The following is a 17,080-nucleotide window of genomic DNA, read 5'->3' as shown; positions in this document are numbered from 1 at the left end:
TGCCTGCCAAAACCGTGGCGCGCCCACGCGCCGGATGTAACAGCCTGTAAATCGACGGTTTGCGGAAGTCGATGATATCGCGTCTTTACAGGGCGCGTCGACCTACCTAGCGTTGCAAACGAATTAGCAGACAATACTGCGGAGGGGTGGCTGATGGCCATAGCGGAGGGTGTCGGGCCCGTGACCGATCGATCGGTCGACGGAAGTCTGACCGCGCGGCTAAGCGCGTTGATGTTCATGCAGTTCTTCATCTGGGGAGCGTGGCAGGTCACGCTCGGCCTGGTGATGCAGACGGTCGGAATCGGCAATCTGATCGGCAACGCGTTTTCGATGGGGCCGATCGCGTCGATCGTCGGGTCGCTGCTGCTCGGCATGGTCGCGGTGCGCTATGTCGCGCCGCGCATGTTGATGGTCATCCTGCATCTGGTCGGCGGCGTGCTGCTGTACCTGCTGCCGACGCTGCTGACCCCGGAAAAGGGCGGGACGTTCGTGTGGCTGCTGCTCGGCTACATGATCCTGTATATGCCGACCGTCGGCCTTGCGAACACGATCGCGCTCAAGAGCTTCGGCGATCGGACCGACAATTTCCCGTTCGTCCGCGCGTTCGGCACGATCGGCTGGATCGCCGCCGGCCTCATCATCGGCTGGGCGGGACTGTCCGCCAGCCCGAAGATCTTCTGGGTCGCGGCGGTCGTGTCGATCGCGCTGGGCGTCTACAGCTTCACCCTGCCGGCGGTCGAGGCCGACAAGCCGCAGGGCGGCAGCGTGCTGGCGCAGGTCTTCTGCGTCGAGGCATTCGGGCTGATGCGGCAGAAGTCGTTCCTGATCTTCATCCTCTGTGCGACGCTGATCTCGGTGCCGCTGGCGATGTATTACGCCTATGCCTCGCCCTATGTCGGCGCGGCGGGGATCGAGAATGTCAGCGGGACGCTGGCGATCGGGCAGATGTCCGAACTGGTCTTCATGTTCTCGATGCCTTGGCTCTATCGCCGCTTCGGCGTGAAGCCGCTGCTGCTGGTCGGCATGGCCGCGTGGGCGCTGCGCTATGCGCTGTTCGCGATCGGTGACGGCGGGTCGGGGCTGTGGGCGATCTATCTCGGTGTCGCGCTGCACGGCGTGTGCTACGACTTCTTCTTCGTCGCCGGGGCGATCTATGTCGGCACCATCGCCACGCCGAAGGGCGTCAATGCGCAGGCGCAGGGCATGCTGACGCTGTTCACCTATGGCGTCGGGATGCTGCTCGGCTCGCAGATCGGCGCGATGATCTATGCGCAGTTGCCGGCCACGCCGACCATCGCCGACTGGCAGGGCATGTGGATCTATCCGGCGGTCGCCGCCGCAGCGATCGCGCTGCTGTTCCAATTCACGTTCCGCGACGATCGTCGCAAGGAGACGCTGGCATGACGGGAATGAAGGGGCCGGGCATTTTCCTCGCGCAGTTCATGGGCGACAAGGCACCGTTCGACACGCTGGAGAACATGGCCGAATGGGCCGCGGGCTTGGGCTATGTCGGCGTGCAGATCCCGTGCGACACGCGGCTGATCGACCTGAAGACCGCGTCGGAGAGCAAGGACTATTGCGACGATCTGCGCGGCAAGCTGGCGCAGCACGGTATCGAAGTGACCGAGCTGTCGACCCATTTGCAGGGGCAGCTGGTCGCGGTCCACCCCGCCTATGACACGCTGTTCGACGGCTTCGCACCGCCCGAAGTGCATGGCAAGCCCGCAGAGCGGCAGGTCTGGGCGGTCGAGCAGGTCAAGATGGCGGCGAAGGCCAGCGCGAACCTCGGGCTGAAGGCGCATGCGACCTTCTCCGGTGCGCTGGCATGGCCCTATGTCTATCCGTGGCCGCAGCGGCCCGCCGGGCTGGTCGAGGAAGCATTTGCCGAACTGGCGCGGCGCTGGACCCCGATACTCGACGTGTTCGAGGACAATGGCGTGCATTGCGCGTTCGAGGTCCATGCCGGCGAAGACCTGCACGACGGGGCGACATGGGAACGTTTCCTCGAGGCGGTGAAGGGGCACAATGCCGCGCGGCTGCTGTTCGATCCGTCGCATTACGTGCTGCAACAGCTCGACTATCTCGACTTCATCGATCGCTATCACGACCGGATTTCGTGCTTTCACGTCAAGGATGCCGAATATAACCCGACCGGACGCTCGGGCGTCTATGGCGGCTATCAGGATTGGGTCGATCGCCCGGGGCGGTTCCGCTCGCTGGGGGATGGGCAGGTCGATTTTTCGGGCGTGTTCAGCCGCATGGCACAATATGGCTATGACGGCTGGGCGGTGCTCGAATGGGAGTGCGCGCTCAAGAATTCCGACGACGGTGCCAGCGAAGGTGCTCCGTTCATCGAGGCGCATATGATCAAGCTGACCGATCACGCCTTCGACGACTTCGCCAGGAGCGGCGTCGACCGCGCGGCGATCCGCAAGCTGATGGGATTGTCGGCGGAATGAGCGGCAAGGCGTTGAAGCTGGGCATGGCCGGCGGTGGCGAGGGCGCGTTCATCGGCGCAATCCACCGCAAGGCGGCGGCGCTGGACGGCGACTGGCAGTTGGTGGCCGGCGCGTTCAGCAGCGACGCCGCGCGCAACGAACGTAGCGGCGTGTCGCTCGGGCTCGATCCGCAGCGCGTCCATGGCGATCTGAATGCGCTGATCGCCGCCGAACGCGCGCTCCCGGAGGGCGAGCGGATCGACGCGCTGGCGATCGTCACGCCGAACCACCTGCATGCGCCGATGGCGATCGCCGCACTGGAAGCGGGCATCAACGTCTTCTGCGAAAAACCGATGGCGATGAGCAGCGACGAAGCCCGCGCCATCGCCGCCGCGGCGCGCAAGAGCGGGGCGAAATTCGCGCTGGCCTTCACGTACAGCGGTTACCCGCTGGTCGAAGAGGCGCGCACCCGCGTCGCGCGCGGCGATCTGGGAAAAATCCGGCTCGTTCAGGTCGAGTATCTGCAAGGGTGGCTAAGTTCCCCGATCGATGGCCAAGGCAACAAACAAGCAGAATGGCGCACCGATCCGGCGAAGGCCGGGCTGGGCGGCTGTCTGGGCGATATCGGCACCCATGCCTTTCACCTTGCCGAGCACGTCTCGGGCGTGCGGGTGAGCGAGGTGTCGGCCGACCTGACCGCGCATGTCGCCGGGCGGCGGCTCGACGACGATGTCAGCGCGCTGCTGCGCTTCGATGGCGGCGCACGCGGTACGCTGAAGGCCAGTCAGGTCGCGGCGGGTGAGGAGAATGGCCTGAAACTGCGTGTGTCGGGCGAGCTCGGCACGCTCGAATGGGCGCAGATGGAGCCGAACACGCTGACGCTGCGCTGGCTCGACCGGCCGGCCGAAGTGGTGCGGGCGGGCGGGCCGGGGCTGGCCGGATCGACCCAGGCAATGCTGCGTACGCCTTCGGGCCATCCCGAGGGCTATATCGAAGCCTTTGCCAATCTGTATCAAGGGTTTGCGGCGGCGATTCGCGGGCAGGACGAACGCTTCGTCCCCGGCCTGACCGATGGTCTGCGGACGATGAATTTTATCGAGGCGGTGATCGCGAATGCGAGCTCCGACCGAAAATGGACCCCAGTGGAAGCGGGAGAGTAAAGATGAAACTGCTGACGGGTATGGCAATCGTGGGTGCGGCCGGTGCGACCGCGCTGCTCGCCACGGCGACGCCAACCACCGCCCAGACCGCGGCACCGCCCGCGTTCAACGCCTGCAAGGCGTGCCACACGGTCAACAAGGGTGGCCGCAATGGCATCGGCCCCAATCTGTTCGGCGTGGTCGGGCGGCCTGCGGCGTCGGTGCCGGGCTTCAACTATTCGCCGGCGATGAAGGCGTCGAAGCTGCGCTGGGACGCCAAGACGCTCGACGCGTATCTGACGGCACCGGCCAAGAAGGTGCCGGGTACGCGGATGCCGATCTCGACGCCCGATCCGGCGAAGCGTGCCGCCATCATCGCCTATCTGACGTCGGCCAAGTGAGCGGCGTGTCGCGGCGCACGGTCATCGCAGGGGCCGCCGCCGCGACGCTGGCCACCGGCGTACGTGCGTCGCAACGCCGCGAAGGCGGTGGCAGCAACGCTGCTCGCTTCTCGCTGAAATTCGCGCCGCACGAAGGCAGCTTCGCCAGCCGTGGCGACCGGATCGAACAGATCGCCTATGCCGCCGATCAGGGCTTCATGGCGTGGGAAGATAATGAGGCGGCCGGGCGCAGTATCGCCGAACAGACGGCGATGGCGAAGGCGCTGCAACAGCGCGGCATGACGATGGGCGTGTTCGTCGCCAGCATGCCGAAATGGGCGCAGTCGCGGCCCCTGCTGGGGGCGAACGACGGTGCCGAGCGCGAAGCGTTCCTGAACGACATCCGCGCGTCGATCGAGGTCGCCAAGCGGCTGTCGGCGACGCGGATGACGGTGGTGACCGGGTTCATGGACCCGAAGGTGCCGCAGGACATCCAGACGGCACGGGTCATCGACGTGATGCGCCGCGCGGGCGATATCGTCGCGCCGCACGACATCGCCGTGGTCATGGAACCGCTGAATACGCGGACCAACCATCCCGGCGTCTATATGCAGACCGTAGCGCAGGGCTATGCCGTCGCGCGCGGTGCGAACAGTCCGGGGGTCAAGGTCCTTGCCGATCTGTATCACGAACAGATCCAGTCGGGGAATCTGATCCCGACGCTCGACAGCTGCTGGGACGAGATCGGTTATATCCAGTTCGGCGACAATCCCGGCCGCAACGAGCCGGGTACCGGCGAAATCAACTATGCCACCGTCGTCAAATGGCTGCGGAACAAGCGCTATGCCGGCGTGATCGGCATGGAACATGGCAATTCGATCAAGGGTCGGCCGGGGGAGGATGCGCTGGTCGCAGCCTATCGCCGGATCGATCACGCATGAAGGGGAGGGGATGATGAGGCTCCGTACGATAACGGTGCTCGGATCGGTGCTGACGGCGCTGGCGGGCTCGGCCGGCGCGCAGGACAAGCCGGGTTTCAGGGATACGCCGGTACTGCCGGGCGGACAGTGGAAGGTGCACGACGCCGACCGGCCGACGCCGACGGTGGTGACGCCGGCGGCACAGCCGGGCGGTGCGCCGTCCGATGCGATCGTGCTGTTCGACGGGCGCTCGACCGACGCGTGGTCCCCGAAGGGTACGCCATGGCCGGTGAAGGACGGTGTGATGACCGTACCGCCGCGGGGGCCGGGTGGCAAAGGTGGCGGCGATTTGGTGTCGAAGCAGAGCTTCGGCGACGTGCAGCTCCACCTCGAATTCCGCAGCCCCAATCCGCCGACCAAGACGTCGCAGGATCGCGGCAACAGCGGCATCTGGTTCATGCAGCGCTACGAGGTTCAGATCCTCGATGGCTATCAGAACCCGACCTATGCCGATGGCACGGTCGGCGCGGTCTATGGCTTCAAGCCGCCGCTGGTGAATGCGTCGCGCAAACCCGGCGAATGGCAGACCTATGACGTCGTGTTCGAACGGCCGCGCTTCGCCGCCGACGGGTCGCTGGTGCGACCGGCCTATGTCACCGCGATCCTGAACGGGGTGGTGGTACAAAATCATCAGGCGATGCTCGGCACGACGATCTGGCGGCAGATCGCGAAGTACGAGGCGCATGGCGACGCCGCGCCGATCCAGTTGCAGGATCATGATTCGCCGGTGTCGTTCCGCAACATCTGGGTACGACCGCTGCCCGAGAGCGCGATCGCGCAGGACCTGAAGGAGAACAGCAAATGATCGATCGCAGGACGGCCCTGGCCGGTGTCGCGGCGATGTTCGGCACCGCGCTGTACGCGCCGCTCGCGCGCGCTGTCGGTGCGCAAGGACCGGTAAGCGTGCCGACGATCAGCGATGGTCCGCCGAGCGCCGCCGTGTTCACCGCGCCGCAACGCGCGCTGATGACGGGCTTGAGCGAACGCGTCATCCCGACCACCGATACGCCGGGCGCGATCGCCGCGGGCGTGCCGGCCTATATCGAGAAGCTGCTGGCCGACTGGTCCTATCCGGCCGAGCGGGTGCCGATCGTCGCCGGGCTGGATGCGATTGAGAAGCGCAGCATGGCGGATTACAAGGTCACGGGTGCCAAGGCGACGCCGGCGCAGCAGGACGCGTTGCTGACGCTGGCGATGAAGGACCAGATTCCGGGCGGCAAGACCTTCTTCGAAGCATTCCGCCAGCTGGTCATCGCCGGCTATTATACGTCGGAAATTGGCATGACGCAGGAGCGCGAATATCTGCCGGTACCGGGCGAATATAACGGTGCCTTTCCCTATTCGCAGGTCAACAAGGTGTACAGCGCATGATCGTCAATCGCAGGCACGTCCTGGCCGGTGCAGGCGGCATCGCCGCACTCGGCGTCACCGGCATCGCACAGGCAGCCCAGATCAAGGCCGTCGGGATCCAGCTCTATACGGTGCGCGAGCTGTTCCAGAAGGACCCGGTCAAGACGCTCGGCGACCTTGCCCGTATCGGCTATAAGGAAGTCGAATATGGCGGTGGCGGCTATGATGCCATGGATCATAAACTGCTGCGGCGGACGATGGACCGGCTGGGCCTCAAGGCCCCGTCGATCCATGTGCCGTACGAAGCGTTGCTCGGCGCGTTCGACAAGCAGGTCGAAATGGCCAAGACGCTGGGTGCCGATACGGTCGTTCTGCCGTACATGGTCGACCAGCATCGCGACGAAGCCGGCTGGAATGCGGCGATGCCGAACTTCAACCGCTTCGCGCGCGACCTGCGCAAGGCCGGGCTGGGTTTCGCCTATCATAACCACGACTTCGAATTCACGGTGAAGCCGGGCGGGGTCAGCCTGTACGAGCGGTTGCTGAAGGCGACCGATCCGGCGCTGGTGAAGATCGAACTCGACCTGTACTGGGTCGGCCATGCCGGCGAAGATGTCGGCGCATGGATCGACCGGCTCGGGCCGCGGCTATACGCGTATCACGTCAAGGACGCGCGCGCCGATGGCAGCATGACCGCGGTCGGCGCCGGCAAGACCGATTTCGCCGCGCTGTTCCGCCGTCGCGGCAGTGCCGGCGTCCGCCACTTCTATGTCGAGAATGATCAGGCGCCCGCGCCCTATCTGCCCGACGTCACCACCAGTTTCCGGACGCTCAAGGCGCTGCGTTACTAAACCAATACCCTGGGAGGGGATTTATGGCAGTCACCAACAGGTTCGACGCGATCGTCATCGGATCGGGCGTCAGCGGCGGGTTCGCCGCCAAGGAATTGACCGAAAAGGGCCTGCGCGTCCTGATGCTCGACCGTGGCCACATGGTCGAGCATATCGAAGGCTATCCGTATGACGGCAAGCCGGCCTATGAGGTGCCGGCGCGCAATCAAATGCCCAAGCCGCTGATGGAGAGCGACTATTTCATCGCCAAACATGGGTATGTATCACCGAGCAACCAATCCTTCTACAACGACGATCGGTTGAACCCCTATGCGTTCGACGAAGGCGAGAAATTCTACTGGATTCGCCCGGCGGCAGTCGGCGGAAAGTCACTGATCTGGGGGCGCTGGACGTTCCGCTGGAGCGCCGACGATTTCGAGGCGAACAGGCGCGAGGGTGTCGATGGCACGTGGCCGATCGGCTATGACGACGTCGCGCCGTGGTACAGCTATGTCGAAAAGTACATCGGCGTATCGGGATCACGTGAGAATCTGCCGTACCTGCCGGACAGCGAATTCCAGCCGGCGATGCCAATGAACGTCGCGGAAAAGTGGTTGAAGCAGGAGCTGGAAACCAAGTTTCCGGGTCGCAAGCTGATCAATAGCCGCCTGTCCAACATGACCGAGGACAAGCCGGATCAGAACCGCAGCAAGTGCCAGTTCCGTAACCAGTGCGGCAATGGCTGTTCGTTCGGTGCCTATTTCTCGACGCAGGCGGTGACGCTGCCGGCGGCACGGGCGACGGGGCGGCTGACGCTGCGGTCGGATGCGGTGGTCACGAATCTTGAATATGACGCTGCACGCAAGAAGGTAACCGGCGTCCGCTTTATCGATGCCAAGACGGGGCAGGCGGAGACGGTGCAGGCGAACTTGGTGTTCCTGTGCGCGTCGGCGATGGCTTCGACGCAGATCCTGATGAACTCGCGGATGGGCGGCGGCGGTCGCAGCCATTTCGACGCCAGCGGCACGCTGGGCCGCTATGTCATGGACCATATCTTCCGCGTCGGGGTCGAGGGCGAAATTCCCGGCATGACCGACCTGATCGAATATGGCCGGCGGCCGGGCGGAGTCTATGTCCCGCGTTTCCGCAACCTGAAGGGGGAGGAAGGCGTCGGCTTCCGTCGGGGCTATGGCTATCAGGGAAGCGCCCGGCGCGAACCGATGGCACCCGTCGGCTTCGGCAAGGACATGAAGCACGGCATGCGGCAATATGGCCCGTGGAAGTTCGGAATGGGCGCGTTCGGCGAATGCCTTCCCTATGCCGACAACCGCGTGTCGCTGCATACGGACAAGGTCGACCGGTTCGGCGTGCCGTTGATGAAGTTCGACGTGAAGTTCCGCGACAACGAGCTGAAGATGATGGCCGATTCCCGCATCGAGGGCGAGAAGATGCTGAAGGCGGCGGGCCTGACCAATGTCCGCAGCTATGAAGGCGAGCATGTCCCCGGCGACGCGATCCACGAAATGGGCGGTGCCCGCATGGGTGCCGATCCGCGCAAGTCGGTGCTGAACGGCTGGAGCCAGGCACATGACGCGTCGAACCTGTACGTGACCGACGGCGCGCAGATGGCGTCGGTATCGTGCGTCAATCCGTCGCTCACGTTCATGGCCTTGACTGCTCGTGCGGCAGACCATGCGGTGCGGACCAAGCCCTGGGCATAAGGTGGCGGTAAGCGGTGGCCCTTTGTTCGGGTGACGTTGGAGTGTTTTGGCACGTCCGTGCCGCCAACGTTACCCATACACGCTCGTGCCCTCGCGCAGGCGGGGGCCTAGGGTTTACACGCTACCGCTTGCTTTGCATGGCACCGTACCCCCGCCGGCGCAGGGGTACGGTGTGGATGTCGGATGTTCCTGCAGCTATCGCGGCGGCCGTAGCGGCGCGCATTCAGTCCACGTCGCCTGCCACTGATGTGCCGCCATCCGGCCGCAGTCCGAGCAGGATCAGCAACGTCCCCGCTACGCCTTCGATATCGTCCGCCGCGACGTTGCGCGCTTCGATCTCGCGCGCTTCGAAGCCATTGTTCGCCCCGAGATTGTCGAACGGGATCAGCGTCAGCGTCTCGCCGGTCCGCTCGATGTCGACGCGCTTGGCCTCGCGCATGAACGTCTTGAAGTTCTTGACCGCGGCCGCGTCCTGAAACGGAATGAACTGTCGCTTCCATTGTTCGGGGGTCGGATCGGTTACACGCGCGCTCGATGCCGTCAGCGCTTCGCCGATGGCTTGGGCGATGATCGCCTTCTTGGCCGACTTGCCGAACCATTTGGGGTCGGTGGCGATCGTATCGCCCGACCCGGTGCGCGAAACCGGCGCGACGATGATCCGGCCGTTGGTGAAATAGGCGACTGCCGATTGCTGCATCGCGCCGCTTTGCGCCGGAAACCGGGGCGGGGCAAGCGCGGGTCAGAAGCTCGGGAGGTTCGGATCCCCATCGGGCAGGGGCGTATGGATGCCGCATTCCACCTTCTCCCAGCCGGCCCAGCGGCCCGAACGCGGGTCTTCGCCCGGCTTCACGCGATTGGTGCAGGGTTGGCAGCCGATTGAGGGAAAACCTTGTTCAACCAGCGGGTGGCGCGGCAGGTCGTGTTCGGCGAAGTATGCGTCGATATCGGCCGGGGTCCAGGTGATGAGCGGATTGACCTTCAACCGGCCGACCGTGTCCGACGTGTCGAGTTCGAAGCGCGGCAAGGCGGTACGCGTCGCCGACTGGAACGCCTTGCGTCCGGTGAAGCTGGCATCGAACCCGGCAAGACCACGCGCAAGCGGTTCGACCTTGCGGATGTCGCAGCAGCCATCGGGGTCATAGGACCAGCGCAACCCGGTCGCGTCCTTTGCCGCCAGCAGCGCCGGATCAGGACGCAGGTTGCGGAAATCGGTCAGGCCCAGCCGGTCGACCAGCAAGTCGCGGTACGCGAGCGTTTCGGGGAAATGCTTGCCGGTTTCGAGGAACAGCACGGGGACCGAGCGATCGACGGAGGCGATCAGGTGCAGCAGCACCGCGGATTCCGCGCCGAACGACGACACCGCCGTGACATTACCGAGCAACCGCTCACCCAAGGCGACGGTCAGCATGTCGTGCGTCGATACGCCCTGAAAGCGTTCGTTCAGCGCCTGCGCATCGGCGGCGGTGAAGCGGGGGGCGATGTCCAGCCGGTCGCGGACGCGAATATCGGGGTCGGCATCAGCCATGACGTAATTTCCACACCGGCACCTGCCCATCGGCCGCCGATTGATAGACATGGTCATAGCGTTCCAGCGCGCGTTCGAGCGCGGCAGGATCGACCGGCGCGGCGGGCGCGAAGCTGTCGAAGCCGCAGCGACGCATCAGCGGGATTTGGTCGACCAGTACGTCGCCTTCGGCGCGCAGTTCGCCGGTATAGCCTGCTTCACGCAGGATACGTCCGGCGGAATAGCCACGGCCGTCGCGAAACTTGGGAAAGCTGACCTCGATCAGCGCCAGCCGGTCGATATGCGGCAGCAGCAGCCGGGCATCGTCGCCCGCCTCGATCCGGACGGCGGTCGCGTTCGACTGGCCGAGAAAGGCGTCGAGCGTGACGGCGGGTTCGTCATGCGCGGCGTCGTCGCGCAGGCGTAGCGGCTCGCTCATGCGGCGGCTCCTTCGTGGGGAATGCGCGCGACGACCTTGATCTCGAACCGGAAGCCGGCGAGCCAAGTGACGCCGGCGGCGGTCAGCGCGGGCAGGGGACCTTCGCCCCAATAAGCGGGGTGATGGGCGAACAGCAGCGGGAAGACTGCTTCGGGATCGGTCGTGAACAACTGTACGTCGATCACGTCCGCCGGGGTGCAGCCTGCGCCCGCCAGCACGACAGTCAGGTTGGTAAAGGCGAGCGCGATCTCGTCCGCCAGATCGGGTTCGGGCGTGCCATCGATCCGCGCGCCGACCTGTCCCGAGACGAACAGCAGCTCGCCGGCCCGGACGGCGGGTGAATAGCCATGTTCGGCATAAAGCGCGTGCGGTGCGGCCGGGAAAACGGCAGAACGCTTACCCATAAATGGCCTCCTTGAACGGTTCCATGCCGATCCGGCGGTAGGTGTCGACGAAACGCTCGCCGGTCGCACGTTCGGCGAGATAGCGGTCGGTCACCCGCTCGATCGCGTCGACTACGCCGTCCTCCGAGAAGCCGGGGCCGGTGATCTTGGCGAGCGAAACGTCCTCCGCACCCGATCCCCCGAGCAACAGCTGGAAATTCTCGGTACCCTTCCGGTCGACGCCGAGGATGCCGATATGGCCGGCGTGATGATGGCCGCAGGCGTTGATGCAGCCACTGATCTTCAGCTTCAATTCGCCCAGATCGCGCTGGCGCACCGGATCGGCGAAGCGGTCGGCGATCTTCTGCGCGAGCGGGATCGACCGGGCGTTGGCGAGGCTGCAATAATCGAGACCGGGGCAGGCGATGATGTCGGTGATGAGGTCGAGATTGGCTTCGGCCAGTCCGATCGCGACCAGCCGGTCATAGACCGTGCGCAGATCGACCGAACGGACGTGCGGCAGGACGATGTTCTGCGCATGGGTGACGCGCAGTTCGGCAAAGCTGTGCGCCTCGGCCAGATCGGCCATCGCGTCGATCTGATCGGCCGATGCGTCACCGGGGATGCCGCCGGTCGGCTTCAGGCTGATCGTGACGATCGTATAGCCGGCACGCTTGTGGGCATGCGTATTCTGGTCCAGCCATGCCGCGAAGCCGGCGTCGCTCCGATCGACCGGCGCATCGCCGGACGTGTCGGCGAAGGCCGGATCGGCGAAGAAGGCGGCGATGCGGTCGAATTCGGCCTGCGGCGGGTCGATGCCCAGCGTCTTGATATGCGCGAATTCGTCGGCGACTTCGGCACGATATTTGTCGACGCCGATCTCGTGGATCAGGATCTTGATCCGCGCCTTGTACATATTGTCGCGGCGGCCGTAGCGATTGTAGACGCGCAGGCACGCTTCCAGATAGCTCATCAGGTCCGACAGCGGCACGAAGTCGTTGACCAGCGGCGCGATCATCGGGGTGCGGCCCATGCCACCGCCGACATAGACCTGCGCACCGGCCACGCCGTCGCGTTCGACGATGCGCAGGCCAATGTCGTGCAGCCGCATCGCGGCGCGGTCTTCGTCCGCCGCGATCACCGCTATCTTGAACTTGCGCGGCAGGTAGCTGAATTCTGGGTGGAAGGTGCTCCATTGGCGCAGCAATTCCGCCCATGGACGCGGGTCGGTCGTCTCGTCGGCGGCGGCACCGGCGAACTGGTCGGAACTGATGTTGCGGATGCAGTTGCCGCTGGTCTGGATGGCGTGCATCTCGAACTTCGCCAGCTTTTCCAGAATGTCGGGCGTGTCGGCCAGCTTGATCCAGTTGAACTGGAGATTCTGACGCGTGGTGAAGTGCCCGTAACCGCGATCATAGGTACGGGCGATGTCGGCCAGCACGCGCATCTGCGCCGACGACAGCGTGCCGTAAGGGATGGCGACGCGCAGCATATAGGCGTGAAGCTGGAGATAAAGGCCGTTCATCAGCCGCAGCGGCTTGAACTGGTCCTCGGTCAGATGGCCCGACAGACGGCGTTCGACCTGATCGCGGAATTCGGCGACGCGGGCATCGACGATGGACTGGTCATAGGTATCGTACTGGTACATCGCTTCTTCCTGTTTCCTCCCCGGCACGGAGTATCGGGTTGACCATGCCCCGCATGGTCAAGGATCGTTCGGGGAACGATCCGACCCGATACTGGGGACCATCGCGTCAGCGATGGTAGGGGGTTCTCCACCAGCGCGGCGCTTGGGGACACCCCCCTCCACCAGCCTGCGGCTGGTCCCCCTCCCCATGCTGGGGAGGAGCTTGATTAGATGACCCACGCCCCGGCGTTCGGATCGGCAGGCTTGAGCGTCAGGTCGGTTCGCACCGTCGGACCCAGCGCCCGGATGCGGTCCTTGATATGCGCCGGACGGGGGCCTCCGGGCGTCGCCACCGCGTCGATCACATAGGGCACGTTGACCCGCCGTGCCGCTTCCTCGACCGAGGCGATGCGTTCGCCGTCCTCGCCGACATCGGCGGCATCCTCGACATGGCGCGACCAGTCGCGGCCGGTCCACCACGTCACATCGCCGCTGGCGAGGTCGTTTCCAGTCAGCAGCTTCATGTTAGCGCCTCCGCCGCTTTCGCCCAGTTGCCGAGCTTGTCCTCGGCATCGGCCAGTTGCACGACTTCCCCGACGACGATCACCGCCGGGCTCTTCACGTCCTCCCGCGCGACCATCGGGCCGAGATCGGCGAGGAGGGTGCGCAGTGCGCGGGCGTCGGCATAGGTGCCGCGTTCCAGCACCGCGACGGGCATGTCGGGGGCGACGCCATCGGCCATCAGCTTGTCGGCAATGGCTTCGGCGGTCGCGACGCCCATGTAGATCACCAGCGTGCGGCCCTGTCCGGCGAGGCCCGACCAGTCCTGCTCGCTCAACCCCTTGCACTGGCCGGCGACGAAGCTGACCGCCGACGACCAGTCACGATGGGTCAGCGGCAACATCGCGCCGGCCGCACAGCCGAGCGCGGCCGAGACGCCGGGAATGACCTCTACGGGCAGACCGGCGGCGCGTACCGCCTCCACCTCCTCACCGCCGCGGCCGAATATGAACGGGTCGCCGCCCTTCAACCGGATCACGATCGCGCCCGTTTTCACATGGGCGACGATCAGCGCGTTGATCGCTTCCTGTGGCAGGGTGTGGCGCGCGCGCTGCTTGGCGACCGAGATGCGCTGCGCGGTGGGTGGCACCAAGTCGAGCACGCGCGGGTCGATCAGTCCGTCATGGACGACGACGTCGGCGGTCTTGAGCGCCTCCACCGCGCGGACGGTCAGCAGGCCGGGATCGCCCGGACCCGCCCCGACAAGAATGACGCGCCCGCGCGCGGTCGGATCGAGTAGCGTTGCCATGATAGCGTAGATGCGGCCGACGCCGTTCCCAGGCAACCGACGCTTGCTTGGGAGCGGGGAAGGGATTGTTTAGCGGGCTATTGGTTGCGCAGCCCGATGCCGATCGACGCGCGCGCCTGCTCGGCTTCGGCCGAGACGACCGGATAGGCGCAATAGTCGGCGGCATAATAGGCGGAGGGACGGTGATTGCCCGACCAGCCGATACCGCCGAACGGCGCGGCCGAGGAAGCGCCGTTGGTCGGGCGGTTCCAGTTGACGATGCCGGCACGGATATTGGCCCAGAAGCCGTCATACAGCTGCGGATCGGAGGAGATCAGCGAGGCCGACAGGCCGTAGCGGGTGTTGTTCGCCTCGGCGATGGCGGCTTCGAAGCTGTCGACGCGGAACACTTGCAGCAACGGCCCGAACAGTTCGACGTCGCTGCGTTCGGCGGTATCCGACATGTCGATGATGCCGGGGGTCAGGAATGGACGCCCGTCGACCAGCCGCTGCATGAAGCGAAGCGGACGCCCGCCGCGCGAGGTCAGCGACAGGAAGCTCTCCGTCAGCTGATCGGCGGCTTCGTTGTCGATGACCGGCCCCATGAACGGTGCGGGATCGGCATGGGGTTCGCCAACGATCAGGCGTTCGCACAGCCGGTTGATCTCGACCAGCAGCGGTTCGGCCAGCCGCCGTTCGACGATCAGGCGACGCGCGGCGGTGCATCGCTGTCCGGCGGAGGTGAACGCCGACTGCACGACCAGCACGGCGGCGGCATACAGGTCGGGCGTGCTCCAGACGATGATCGGGTTGTTGCCGCCCATTTCCAGCGCCAGAATTTTCTCCGGCGTTTCGGCGAACTGGCGGTTGAGCGCGATGCCGGTGCGGGCCGATCCGGTAAAGAGCAGGCCGTCGATATCGGGATGGCTGGCCAGGGCACGGCCCTGTTCGGGACCGCCGATCAACAGCCGGACGCAATCCTCGGGCACGCCGCCCGCGCGGTAGCAGTCGACGAGGAAGGCGCCGCTCGCCGGGGTTTTCTCCGACGGTTTGAACACGACCGCATTGCCGGCGATCAGCGCCGGGATGATGTGGCCGTTGGGCAGGTGCGCCGGGAAATTATACGGCCCCAATACCGCCAGCACGCCATGTGGTTTGTGGCGCAGCGCCATGCGGGAACTGGACTGTGCCTCCAGCCGCCGCTGGCTGGTACGTTCGCCGTATGCGGTGATCGAGATCTCGACCTTCGCGATGACCGTTTCGACCTCGGTCCGCGCTTCCCATAGCGGCTTGCCGGTTTCGCGGGCGATCACATCGGCAAACGCCTCCGACCGGCTGCGCACGACATTGGCGAAGCGGCGCATCGCCTCGATCCGGTAGGCGAGCGAACGCGAAGCCCAGCCGGCCCATCCGGCACGGGCGGCGGCGACTTCGGTATCGGCATCGCCGATCGGGGCACGCCACAGGGTCGCGCCGGTTGCGGGTTCGGTCGAGACGAGTTCGGCCATGCGTAGTTGTATCCGCCTCCTGTTTGCCGCGCATCCTTGGACCAGATCGCGCGACGATGCCAGTTATGTGCTACGATCGACCGGCGTCAGGCAAGCGCCTGCCCCATGCGGCGGATCGCGGCGACCTTTTCATGAAACGGTGTCCAATCGTCCCGTTCGGCGATGGCGGCCCAGATCGCCTCGACCTCGTCGATCAGCATCGAACAGGGTGTGCCATCGGACCAATAGGAATGGCTGCGGTCGCGGCGCGGACGATACTCCGACAGCCGCGCGCGGACTTCCTCGAACGTGGTCCCGTCGTCGCCTTCAGGAAGGCAGCCGCCGAACGCTTCGAAAAAGAAATCGTCGATCGGCATGTGGGAGGTGGCGAGCGCCGTCGTTACCGCATCGGCGAGCGCGCGGTCGCTGGCCGGATCGATGGGACGGACGCCCAGCCGCCACAGCAGCGCCTCCGCCGCTGCCGTCGCATGGCGTTCGGGGAAGGTTTCCAGCACCTCGATCAGCGGCGGTGCGTCGACCACGGTACGCAGCGCCACCGCCAGTTGCATGACGTTCCAGTGCATCGCGTCTGGCTGACGACCAAAGGCGTAAAGGCCGTGATGGTCGAAATAGGCGGCGGTGAACCCGACGTCCCATGTAGGCGCGAACCGCCACGGGCCATAGTCGAAGCTCTCGCCGGTGACGTTGATGTTGTCGGTGTTGAGCACGCCGTGCACGAACCCGGCCGCCATCAACCGCCCGGCGAGCGTGGCGACGCGACCGACGACTTCGTCGAACAGGTCGATCGCGGGCGTGCTGCCCGGTGTGCGACCATGCAGGCGGGTCAGGACATAGTCGACCAGCCGGCGCATCGCGTCGGCATCCCGTTCGTAGGCGAGACGCTGGAACGTGCCGATACGGACATGGCTGTGGTTCAGCCGGACCAGCACCGCCGAACGGGTCGGCGACGGTTCGTCGCCGCGGACCAGCTCCTCTCCGGTCTCGATCAGCGAGAAGCTGCGCGAGGTCGGGACGTTCAGCGCCTCCAGCATCTCGGTCGCCAGCACTTCGCGCACGCCCCCTTTCAGCGTCAGGCGCCCGTCGCCGAACCGGCTGTACGGTGTCTGGCCCGACCCCTTGGTGCCGAGGTCGAGCAGACGGTCGCGGTCGTCGGTCGCCTGCGCGAACAGGAAGCCGCGTCCGTCGCCGATATCGGGGTTGTACGACTGAAACTGATGGCCGTGATAGCGCAACGCCAGCGGTTGCGGGATGCTGCCGGGCAGAGGGGTGAAGCGGCCGAAATGGTCGAGCCATGCTTCGTCGGTCAGGGGCAGGGTGTCGGCGGTGCCGTCGCCCGACCCGATGCCGATCTGCGCCGCCGCGTGGTCGTTGCGAAAGCGCAGGATGTGCGCCGGGAACGACGCCGGGGCCACGGCGTCGTAGAACGGATCGCCCAGACCCAGAATATCGGTGCGGGGGCGATAGCGAGCGGGTTGCGGGTTTTCGGCCATGCG

The 17,080-nt window shown here is 65.6% G+C and carries 18 protein-coding genes; 9 read left to right on the top strand and 9 right to left on the bottom strand.

The genetic code is table 11. The annotated features are described in order from the left end of the window. Positions 1–180 precede the first annotated feature (180 nt). From ASE90_RS02505 to ASE90_RS02465, 9 genes are read left to right on the top strand one after another with little or no spacing between them, the layout of a single operon-like run. The gene (locus tag ASE90_RS02505) at positions 181–1,404 is read left to right on the top strand and encodes an MFS transporter (RefSeq protein ID WP_235530465.1); all 1,224 of its coding nucleotides are present in this window, start codon (positions 181–183) and stop codon (positions 1,402–1,404) included. Next, complete coding sequence (locus tag ASE90_RS02500) at positions 1,401–2,459, top strand: sugar phosphate isomerase/epimerase family protein (RefSeq protein ID WP_055995474.1); 1,059 nt, start codon at positions 1,401–1,403, stop codon at positions 2,457–2,459. Before ASE90_RS02505 ends, ASE90_RS02500 begins: the two co-directional genes overlap by 4 nt. Continuing rightward, entirely contained in the window at positions 2,456–3,598 is a 1,143-nt protein-coding gene (locus ASE90_RS02495) for a Gfo/Idh/MocA family protein (protein ID WP_055995471.1), read from the top strand. The genes ASE90_RS02500 and ASE90_RS02495 overlap by 4 nt, the downstream gene beginning before the upstream one ends. Positions 3,599–3,600: 2 nt before the next feature. Next, on the top strand, positions 3,601–3,978 hold the full coding sequence (locus ASE90_RS02490; RefSeq protein ID WP_156347510.1) for a c-type cytochrome: 378 nt from the start codon (positions 3,601–3,603) through the stop codon (positions 3,976–3,978). Beyond that, positions 3,975–4,898: a hydroxypyruvate isomerase family protein gene (locus tag ASE90_RS02485; RefSeq protein WP_235531626.1), complete on the top strand. Its 924-nt coding sequence runs from the start codon at positions 3,975–3,977 to the stop codon at positions 4,896–4,898. The genes ASE90_RS02490 and ASE90_RS02485 overlap by 4 nt, the downstream gene beginning before the upstream one ends. Before the next feature lie 13 nt (positions 4,899–4,911). Next, positions 4,912–5,742: a DUF1080 domain-containing protein gene (locus tag ASE90_RS02480; protein WP_055997128.1), complete on the top strand. Its 831-nt coding sequence runs from the start codon at positions 4,912–4,914 to the stop codon at positions 5,740–5,742. Next, complete coding sequence (locus tag ASE90_RS02475) at positions 5,739–6,308, top strand: gluconate 2-dehydrogenase subunit 3 family protein (protein WP_055995468.1); 570 nt, start codon at positions 5,739–5,741, stop codon at positions 6,306–6,308. The genes ASE90_RS02480 and ASE90_RS02475 overlap by 4 nt, the downstream gene beginning before the upstream one ends. After that, on the top strand, positions 6,305–7,138 hold the full coding sequence (locus tag ASE90_RS02470; RefSeq protein WP_055995465.1) for a sugar phosphate isomerase/epimerase family protein: 834 nt from the start codon (positions 6,305–6,307) through the stop codon (positions 7,136–7,138). Before ASE90_RS02475 ends, ASE90_RS02470 begins: the two co-directional genes overlap by 4 nt. 23 nt (positions 7,139–7,161) lie before the next feature. Then, positions 7,162–8,838 (top strand): GMC family oxidoreductase, encoded by a 1,677-nt coding sequence (locus ASE90_RS02465; RefSeq protein ID WP_055995462.1) that lies wholly within the window; start codon positions 7,162–7,164, stop codon positions 8,836–8,838. A gap of 223 nt (positions 8,839–9,061) precedes the next feature. Here ASE90_RS02465 and ASE90_RS02460 read toward each other — a convergent pair whose 3' ends face one another. The 9 genes from ASE90_RS02460 to ASE90_RS02420 form a co-directional block, all read right to left on the bottom strand. After that, positions 9,062–9,535 carry a hypothetical protein gene (locus tag ASE90_RS02460; RefSeq protein ID WP_055995459.1) on the bottom strand — a complete coding sequence of 158 codons (474 nt, stop codon included), beginning with the start codon at positions 9,533–9,535 and terminating at the stop codon, positions 9,062–9,064. A gap of 42 nt (positions 9,536–9,577) precedes the next feature. Continuing rightward, entirely contained in the window at positions 9,578–10,363 is a 786-nt protein-coding gene (locus ASE90_RS02455; RefSeq protein WP_055995456.1) for a phosphoadenylyl-sulfate reductase, read from the bottom strand. Further along, positions 10,356–10,781, bottom strand: coding sequence for a DUF934 domain-containing protein (locus ASE90_RS02450; protein ID WP_055995453.1), 426 nt, complete (start codon positions 10,779–10,781; stop codon positions 10,356–10,358). The genes ASE90_RS02455 and ASE90_RS02450 overlap by 8 nt, the downstream gene beginning before the upstream one ends. Then, positions 10,778–11,185 (bottom strand): Rid family hydrolase, encoded by a 408-nt coding sequence (locus tag ASE90_RS02445; RefSeq protein ID WP_055995450.1) that lies wholly within the window; start codon positions 11,183–11,185, stop codon positions 10,778–10,780. Before ASE90_RS02445 ends, ASE90_RS02450 begins: the two co-directional genes overlap by 4 nt. After that, positions 11,178–12,812, bottom strand: coding sequence for a nitrite/sulfite reductase (locus ASE90_RS02440; protein ID WP_055995447.1), 1,635 nt, complete (start codon positions 12,810–12,812; stop codon positions 11,178–11,180). Before ASE90_RS02440 ends, ASE90_RS02445 begins: the two co-directional genes overlap by 8 nt. Positions 12,813–13,018: 206 nt before the next feature. After that, complete coding sequence (locus tag ASE90_RS02435) at positions 13,019–13,315, bottom strand: DUF2849 domain-containing protein (RefSeq protein WP_055995444.1); 297 nt, start codon at positions 13,313–13,315, stop codon at positions 13,019–13,021. Continuing rightward, positions 13,312–14,100, bottom strand: a complete 789-nt coding sequence (cobA, locus tag ASE90_RS02430) for a uroporphyrinogen-III C-methyltransferase (RefSeq protein ID WP_055995441.1) — start codon at positions 14,098–14,100, stop codon at positions 13,312–13,314. The genes ASE90_RS02435 and cobA overlap by 4 nt, the downstream gene beginning before the upstream one ends. A gap of 77 nt (positions 14,101–14,177) precedes the next feature. After that, positions 14,178–15,587, bottom strand: a complete 1,410-nt coding sequence (astD, locus tag ASE90_RS02425) for a succinylglutamate-semialdehyde dehydrogenase (protein WP_055995439.1) — start codon at positions 15,585–15,587, stop codon at positions 14,178–14,180. Positions 15,588–15,673: 86 nt separating this feature from the next. Further along, positions 15,674–17,077, bottom strand: coding sequence for a protein adenylyltransferase SelO family protein (locus tag ASE90_RS02420; protein ID WP_055995436.1), 1,404 nt, complete (start codon positions 17,075–17,077; stop codon positions 15,674–15,676). Between the last annotated feature and the right edge of the window lie 3 nt (positions 17,078–17,080).

The sequence above is a fragment of the Sphingomonas sp. Leaf67 genome (genome assembly GCF_001421965.1).
Lineage (GTDB): Bacteria > Pseudomonadota > Alphaproteobacteria > Sphingomonadales > Sphingomonadaceae > Sphingomonas.
Note: the sequence above shows the minus strand (reverse complement) of the source record. Positions and strands in the feature narration are given on the sequence as shown.

What these genes read in the sequence shown, in the direction of transcription:
- ASE90_RS02500 (WP_055995474.1), top strand. Translation starts at nt 1,401, where the DNA reads ATGACGGGAATGAAGGGGCCGGGCATTTTCCTCGCGCAGTTCATGGGC.
- ASE90_RS02495 (WP_055995471.1), top strand. Translation starts at nt 2,456, where the DNA reads ATGAGCGGCAAGGCGTTGAAGCTGGGCATGGCCGGCGGTGGCGAGGGC.
- ASE90_RS02490 (WP_156347510.1), top strand. Translation starts at nt 3,601, where the DNA reads ATGAAACTGCTGACGGGTATGGCAATCGTGGGTGCGGCCGGTGCGACC.
- ASE90_RS02480 (WP_055997128.1), top strand. Translation starts at nt 4,912, where the DNA reads ATGAGGCTCCGTACGATAACGGTGCTCGGATCGGTGCTGACGGCGCTG.
- ASE90_RS02475 (WP_055995468.1), top strand. Translation starts at nt 5,739, where the DNA reads ATGATCGATCGCAGGACGGCCCTGGCCGGTGTCGCGGCGATGTTCGGC.
- ASE90_RS02470 (WP_055995465.1), top strand. Translation starts at nt 6,305, where the DNA reads ATGATCGTCAATCGCAGGCACGTCCTGGCCGGTGCAGGCGGCATCGCC.
- ASE90_RS02465 (WP_055995462.1), top strand. Translation starts at nt 7,162, where the DNA reads ATGGCAGTCACCAACAGGTTCGACGCGATCGTCATCGGATCGGGCGTC.
- ASE90_RS02460 (WP_055995459.1), bottom strand. Translation starts at nt 9,535, where the DNA reads ATGCAGCAATCGGCAGTCGCCTATTTCACCAACGGCCGGATCATCGTC.
- ASE90_RS02455 (WP_055995456.1), bottom strand. Translation starts at nt 10,363, where the DNA reads ATGGCTGATGCCGACCCCGATATTCGCGTCCGCGACCGGCTGGACATC.
- ASE90_RS02450 (WP_055995453.1), bottom strand. Translation starts at nt 10,781, where the DNA reads ATGAGCGAGCCGCTACGCCTGCGCGACGACGCCGCGCATGACGAACCC.
- ASE90_RS02445 (WP_055995450.1), bottom strand. Translation starts at nt 11,185, where the DNA reads ATGGGTAAGCGTTCTGCCGTTTTCCCGGCCGCACCGCACGCGCTTTAT.
- ASE90_RS02440 (WP_055995447.1), bottom strand. Translation starts at nt 12,812, where the DNA reads ATGTACCAGTACGATACCTATGACCAGTCCATCGTCGATGCCCGCGTC.
- ASE90_RS02435 (WP_055995444.1), bottom strand. Translation starts at nt 13,315, where the DNA reads ATGAAGCTGCTGACTGGAAACGACCTCGCCAGCGGCGATGTGACGTGG.
- cobA (WP_055995441.1), bottom strand. Translation starts at nt 14,100, where the DNA reads ATGGCAACGCTACTCGATCCGACCGCGCGCGGGCGCGTCATTCTTGTC.
- astD (WP_055995439.1), bottom strand. Translation starts at nt 15,587, where the DNA reads ATGGCCGAACTCGTCTCGACCGAACCCGCAACCGGCGCGACCCTGTGG.
- ASE90_RS02420 (WP_055995436.1), bottom strand. Translation starts at nt 17,077, where the DNA reads ATGGCCGAAAACCCGCAACCCGCTCGCTATCGCCCCCGCACCGATATT.